General features: G+C 41.1%; 5 protein-coding genes. 3 read left to right on the forward strand and 2 right to left on the reverse strand.

Features of this window, described 5'->3' with window-relative positions:
- Positions 1-387 precede the first annotated feature (387 nt).
- On the forward strand, positions 388-1,998 hold the full coding sequence (locus F9817_RS23225) for a rhamnogalacturonan lyase B N-terminal domain-containing protein (RefSeq protein WP_161158587.1): 1,611 nt from the start codon (positions 388-390) through the stop codon (positions 1,996-1,998).
- A gap of 122 nt (positions 1,999-2,120) precedes the next feature.
- Here F9817_RS23225 and F9817_RS23230 read toward each other — a convergent pair whose 3' ends face one another.
- Positions 2,121-2,879: an amidohydrolase family protein gene (locus tag F9817_RS23230; RefSeq protein ID WP_161158588.1), complete on the reverse strand. Its 759-nt coding sequence runs from the start codon at positions 2,877-2,879 to the stop codon at positions 2,121-2,123.
- A gap of 253 nt (positions 2,880-3,132) precedes the next feature.
- On the opposite strand from F9817_RS23230, the gene F9817_RS23235 reads away from it, so the two are divergent.
- A complete protein-coding gene (locus tag F9817_RS23235) occupies positions 3,133-4,932 on the forward strand; it encodes a choline/carnitine O-acyltransferase (protein ID WP_161158589.1) in 1,800 nt (599 codons plus the stop codon).
- 75 nt (positions 4,933-5,007) lie between these two features.
- On the opposite strand, the gene F9817_RS23240 is transcribed toward F9817_RS23235, so the two are convergent.
- Positions 5,008-5,565 carry a DJ-1/PfpI family protein gene (locus F9817_RS23240; protein ID WP_329604859.1) on the reverse strand — a complete coding sequence of 186 codons (558 nt, stop codon included), beginning with the start codon at positions 5,563-5,565 and terminating at the stop codon, positions 5,008-5,010.
- Between the two features lie 507 nt (positions 5,566-6,072).
- On the opposite strand from F9817_RS23240, the gene F9817_RS23245 reads away from it, so the two are divergent.
- On the forward strand, positions 6,073-6,489 hold the full coding sequence (locus F9817_RS23245) for a winged helix-turn-helix transcriptional regulator (RefSeq protein ID WP_161158590.1): 417 nt from the start codon (positions 6,073-6,075) through the stop codon (positions 6,487-6,489).
- Positions 6,490-6,770 lie beyond the last annotated feature (281 nt).

A 6,770-nucleotide genomic window follows, 5' to 3' on the forward strand; every position in this document is an offset into this window, starting at 1 on the left:
CATAAATATTATGTTATAGGCTATTCACTTTAAGTCTTAACGGTAAGATAGTGGCAAGTGAGAAAACGTTTCCAGAAAATATTTCTTCACCGAATAAGAAATGGATGGTGAGTGCAGTGCCTCCCCCACAAAGTTCGTTGTTTAATAGTGTTCCCTTATCATAACATTGAACTTATCCTCACCATTCATCTCTTTCGGCGAATAACAAAACGTACTCACTTGATCTTAAAACTGCCATAAGTCATCGTTCTAAACGCAGTTTTACATCGTTTATTCGCAATAACTTTACGAGCTCCGTCCTGTTAGGGCGTCATATTTTTATACCTAAAATTTATATTGTTACGTTATAACATTGCGAAATTTTAATCACATCAGGATATAATTTTAATGATACAAACGAAATTAAAACACACTCGACTTACTACGATAATGGCCATTGCGTTAAGTAGCTCTGCATTCACAGCTCATGCTTTAACGCTGACCGAAGGTGATGATTATTACAAAGTCGATACCGGCAACAAATTGGTGTATTACGTATCCACCGATGACTGTGATATTACATCGCTTAAATATGACAGTACCGAACGTCAAAAAAGTAGTGGCTCACGTCGTTCACAAATTAACTCTGGCCTTTGGGATGTTACAGTTACAGGTGAAATTAACGATACCAATACTGTCAGCAAAATCACTTGTGAAATGGATGGATTAACTCACTACCTTATATCAAAAGATGGTGAAGACAACATCTACATGGCCACTTACATCACTGAAGAGCCGAGTGTTGGTGAGCTACGTTGGATAACTCGTTTACAAGAATCAAGTTTTGACTCGTTGCAGTCACCATCTAATAACGCAGACACAACTAGCACTGTTGAATCTTCTGATGTATTTGGTCATTCTGATGGCACCACCTCTTCTAAATACTATGGCAATGATCGTGCTATGGATTTAAGCGTAAAAGGTGAAACAGGCAGCGATATCGGTGTGTTTATGTATTACGGTAATCGAGAAAGTTCATCTGGTGGCCCATTCTATCGTGATATTCAATTCCAAAGTGCAGAAGTCTATAACTACATGAATTCAGGTCACGCTCAAACCGAAGACCGTCGTGTTAACGTACTATATGGCCCGTATGCTCTAATGTTTAATGATGGTTCAGAAACCCCTGACGCACCAGACACCAGCTTTATCGCGGATTTGGATCTAGAAGGGTATGTAGCCAACGAAGACCGAGGGTACGTTTCTGGTACTGCAGCAGACTTTAGTACCGATTTCCCTGTTGTTGTTGGTTGGTCTAATGATACCGCTCAATATTGGACAACTGCTGATTCAGATTCAGGTGAATATACTAGCCCAGCAATGAAACCAGGTACTTACACAGAAACTCTATACCGTGGCGAATTAGCCGTCGGCACTACTGAAGTCACTGTAACCGCAGGTGATACAACGTCTGATGTGGAGGTAGATGATACGTTTACAGATAATGACAGTGTTGTTTTTCGCATTGGTGAATTTGATGGTACACCTAAAGGTTTTCGTAACTACGATAACTTAACTGATATGCATCCATCTGATACCCGTATGGATGACTGGGAGCAGACTAACTTCGTTGCTGGTGACAGCTCTGATAGCGATTTTCCAGCGTACCAATGGCGCGGTGTAAACAATGGCATCATCATTCATTACACCATTGAATCCGGTCACCTAAAAACACGTCACTTAAGTATCGGTATTACCGCATCGTACCATGGTGCTCGCCAACAATTAGTGGTCAATGATGACTGGACATCAAGCTATCCGACAGCAACGACACAACCTACAGGTCGAATCATGACTATCGGTACTTGGCGTGGTAACAATAAACAGTTTGTATACACCATTCCAGAAAGTGCTCAACAAGTGGGCGACAACACCATTGAACTTGATCTGGTCAGTGGTCAATCTGGTGACGATTGGTTATCTCCAGGTGTTAGTTACGATGCGATTGAATTGTACTAAGGTGTTAACGACTAACGCTCAAATAAATTGAGTAAACGGTCTATTTAGATAGGTCACCATAAAGTGGCCTATCTATTTAACGAAAACGGCAGAAAACATGTCTTCGGATTACTTGGGTCTCATTACCTACCTAAATAGAATGAACAAGCATTAGCTGACAACACGTTGTTCAAACCACTCGGTTCTATGCACTGGCAAAGCAAATCGATATCTCGCTCAGAAAATGGCTGCGGGGCTCGCGTTGAAGGTAAATCCGATCCAAACATGAGCGCTTGTGGATTGGCTTGGTAAATGGCAGTAATTGCCTCTTGGGCTGGAAAATTTAAACGGGAAAAACCGGTGGCTTTTACTTTCACCCCACATTCGGCAAGCTTAACTAATTCGGCAAGCCCCTCGTGATTTAAACCCAAGTGATCGATACTCACTTTAGGCAAATGACGCAATGTCTTTTGCAGCGCAGCTAAGTCAGCAGAATCGATATACAGTTCCACATGCCAACCTGCAAGTTCAAACACTCGCGCGGCGACGGAGGAAAGATGCTTTAATTGCTCTTTGCTACCTCGTTTCAAATTAAACCTTACCGCCCTCACCCCATGATCATGCAACTCAAGGATTTCCCGATCAGAAGTGTCTAACGGTATTTGTGCGACACCAACATAGTTAGGACCAAGTGCCTTCAGCACATGAATCAAATAGGTTTGATCAAAACCTTGGAACGATCCTGACACCACTGCCCCACCGCTCAAAGGATAAGGCTTCATCGCATTCAAATACTCATTCACAGAAAACGTGGGAGGCAAATATCCTTGGTTTTCAACCAAAGGGAAACCCGGCTCTATGATATGTAAGTGGCTGTCAAATAAAGAATCAAAAGCTCTCATTCACACTCCTTTTCTTCAAAACATACCATCTTTGTTTAGCCTCGTAACGCTTTTAATGTTGTTGATAAAATGGTTAACCACTTACCCATTGATACTCATCAAAACTCTTATAACTAAAAGAGATAATAATCCGTTTACTATACCCAGATCATACATACGTAAACGTTGCCTCTATAAACATCAAAAATAACGACATAAAACTGGCTTCATTACATAGCTATGATTGGGCGTGTTATTCCTAAGGAGGTTTAATTTGAACAGCAGTCACGAACGTGTTAATGATCCTATCTTTCCCGAACAGCCCTTACCCGACCTGCAGAGTACCTGCCATAAACTCATAGAGTGGGCCACTCCCTTACTTACCGCTGAAGAATGCCAAGTCTCAATGAAAACTGCTTGCGATTTTGCCGCCCCTAATGGTGACGGCGTCAAACTACAGCAGGCATTAATCGAACAAAGCCGAGCTTTGGGTTACTCAAACTGGAGTAAACAAGCATGGAAAGACCATTATCTACGACACCGCGACTCATTAGTCATTAACAGTAATGTGTTTTATGCCCTTAAATCCAAAACATCTTCGGACCAATTAACGCCATTGCATACGGCGACGCAAATTGCGTTTAATACAGCTAAATTCATGCTATCGATTCGGCGCAGCGAGTTACCCCAAGAATACCAAGGAAAAAATCCCCTTTGCATGGAGCAATACCAATATCTTTTCGGTGCAACTCGAATACCACAATATCACTGCGATAAAATATCCATCACCGTCGACTCAAATCATATGGTCGTGTTGCATCACGACCATTACTTCATCGTTAACCTATTTGATCGTAATGGCGATGTGCGATCCTATTTTGAGTTATATCACGACTTAGCGTCCATTTATTCATACACGGAAGATGGTGAAAATATTGGTATATTAACCAGTGGTCAGCGTGATTTGTGGGCCAGAACTCGAGAAGAACTACTCACATTCCATGCCGAAAATGCCACTAACTTTCACAACATTGAGAGTGCGGCATTTGCATTATGTTTTGATTCACTCGCCCCGCAAACCGATAGGGAAAAAGCAGAAGCGCTGCTACATGGCGGCGGTCATAATCGACATTTCGACAAAGTTGTACAATTGATTGTATTTGCCAATGGCAGTAGTGGCATCAATTATGAACATACCCACATTGATGGCTCAATCATGTTGCGCTTTATCCGTCACTTGTATGACGGTTCAGCTTTGGGTTTAACAATGGCATCGAGTTTATCTACAGCTAAATCTAATTCTAACTCACAGATAACGCCCTTAAAATGGTCGTTAAGTCCAGCATTACGCGTTGATATCAACAAAGCCTATCAAGCATTTGCATTACATCATTCAACCTATACCACACAAGTAATGCGCTTTAATTACTTTGGTAAAGAGAAAATAAAATCGCTGAACATTAGCCCAGATGCCTTTCTCCAAATCGCCCTGCAGGTAGCGGAATATAAGACAACACACACTCAATACAGTGCTTATGAAGCGATCATGACTCGCCGGTTCTCTCAAGGACGCATTGATGTGTTATATACCGTCACTCCGGAAACACAGCAGTTTATTCAACTGTTCATGCATAAAACACGTAGTAAAGCCTGTGTGGATGCGTTATATCTAGCCGCTAAAAAACACATTAGTCGAGCGAAGGAATGTCAACGAGGTCACGGCATTTATACCCATTTAATGGCTCTAAAATACGCGAGCGAACAGCTGCAATCACGTCATGCTATCAACCAACACCCAGCTTTGTTTTCAACTCCTGCCTATAAAACACTTATGCACACGGTAATTTGTACCAGTACAACCAGTGATTATGGTGTTGAACTTGCGGGTTACGGGCCTGTCGTTGAAGACGGATACGGATTACGTTATTTCAAACACGCAGATCAATTGGTGTTTATTTCAACCTGTCATTATAAAACAGCTAATCAAATGCGCCGCTATCTGAACCATCTAGAGAAAACTCTAAATGATATGCTTGAAATGCTGGAAACGTTCTACCAAAAAGGAGTTGCCTAAGAGGGGGATTTCACTCCCTTAAAAACGAAGAACGAGGCTAAAGGCCTCGTTCTCATCTTTGCTGAAACTCAATTTTTAAAACAGAGCAACAAACTGTTTTAGCATTTCTGAGTGAGCAGGCCATGCAGGCGCAGTGACTAATTGACCATCAGTCACTGCTGAATCGACAGCAATATCAGCATAAGTTGCACCAGCAAGCTCAACTTCAGGCTTACATGCAGGGTATGCAGAAACGTTTTTGCCTTCAATAACACCAGCAGCAGTCAAAATCTGTGCGCCATGACAGATAGCCGCAACAGGTTTATTAGTGGTGAAGAAGTGTTTTACGTAGTCTAGTACGCGAGCATCAAGACGAAGATATTCAGGCGCACGTCCACCTGGTAGATACAACGCATCGTAATCTTGCAAATTTACGTTATCAAAAGTCGCATTTAGCGCGAAATTGTGTCCGCGTTTTTCAGAGTAAGTTTGGTCACCTTCAAAGTCATGAATCGATGTTGGGATAGTGTCACCAGCTTTTTTATTTGGGCAAACTGCATCTACCTGATGCCCCATCGCAATAAGTGCTTGGAATGGAACCATGTTTTCGTAATCTTCGACAAAATCACCTGTGATCATTAATACTTTAGCCACTGAGTTTCTCCTTTCTACAATTCACTTCTTACTACACTAGGTAGCGGATTGATATCTTGATATTAGCCATCGCAGAGTATGCCTCTGCTTTCTTAGTTGACCACCATAATTCAGGTAAAGAAGCTACAGGCCTCTTATCCGAGCAATCATATATTTGGAACAGAGATCACTTAAGTTATTGATAGGCAAACTATTGTATAGATAGGAACATAAGCAACAAAAAGGCGTCAAGGCGTTAGCCAATAATAATGTCAGTATCGATTAGCAATTGACACAAGATCACATTCTCAGGAATCTCGATGAAACAAAGCGCAACATATGAATTCAATTTTATAACATATCGCTTGTGTTCAGATGGGTCATGTCTAACGTTGAACTTAAGCACAATAAGCTCACAGCTCGTCAATCTTCAGTTGTGTTAACCGTATAACGTATCAGTACTGCCTATTGAGGATCTTTCAGTATATAATGCTTCCCTCTGTGAAGATGGATTTAGGATGAATTGTCATGTCTCCCAAAATAGCCTCGAACCAGCGACCTCGTTCGTTATACGAGCAGGTAAAAAAAGGTAATGTATTAGAGAAAGCATGCCCATCACGAGAAGTATTGCGTGATGTCACTAATCGATGGGGTGTGCTGGCAATACTCGCTTTAACCGAAGAAACACTGCGCTTTAGTGAATTACGACGCAAAATCAGTGGTATCAGCGAAAAAATGCTATCACAAACATTGCAATCACTTGAAGCCGATGGATTCGTTAATCGTATTGCCTATCCCGTTGTACCTCCTCATGTTGAATATTCTTTGACGCCAATGGGCGAAGAGGTTTCTTCACGAATTCGGGATTTAACAGGTTGGATTGAAGACAACCTATCCACCATAATGTTGCATCGTGCAGAATACTCACAAAATATCGCAAAATAGAACCATGACACCCAATCATTATAATTATTGGGTGTATGTTGAAAAGGAATGAGTATTCCCTCCGTTATTCCACCGAGCAAGTCGTTGAGAACTGTTGAATCGACACATTAAGTTCATTTGGGGATATATTGTATTCACATTAAAACATGTCATTCGTTTTAAAATATAAAAGATCGAATAATTCTGTTTTCCATTTCATAGTTATCAAATACTAAAAAACCATTATCTTTTATATATTCCACTAATTAAATCATAAACCTTAATAAATAAAACACCATTCC

The sequence above is a fragment of the Vibrio eleionomae genome (assembly GCF_009874545.1).
Lineage (GTDB): Bacteria > Pseudomonadota > Gammaproteobacteria > Enterobacterales > Vibrionaceae > Vibrio > Vibrio nitrifigilis.

Excerpts from the sequence above, each read along its gene's own strand:
- F9817_RS23225 (WP_161158587.1), top strand. The coding sequence starts at position 388 with ATGATACAAACGAAATTAAAACACACTCGACTTACTACGATAATGGCC.
- F9817_RS23230 (WP_161158588.1), bottom strand. The coding sequence starts at position 2,879 with ATGAGAGCTTTTGATTCTTTATTTGACAGCCACTTACATATCATAGAG.
- F9817_RS23245 (WP_161158590.1), top strand. The coding sequence starts at position 6,073 with ATGTCTCCCAAAATAGCCTCGAACCAGCGACCTCGTTCGTTATACGAG.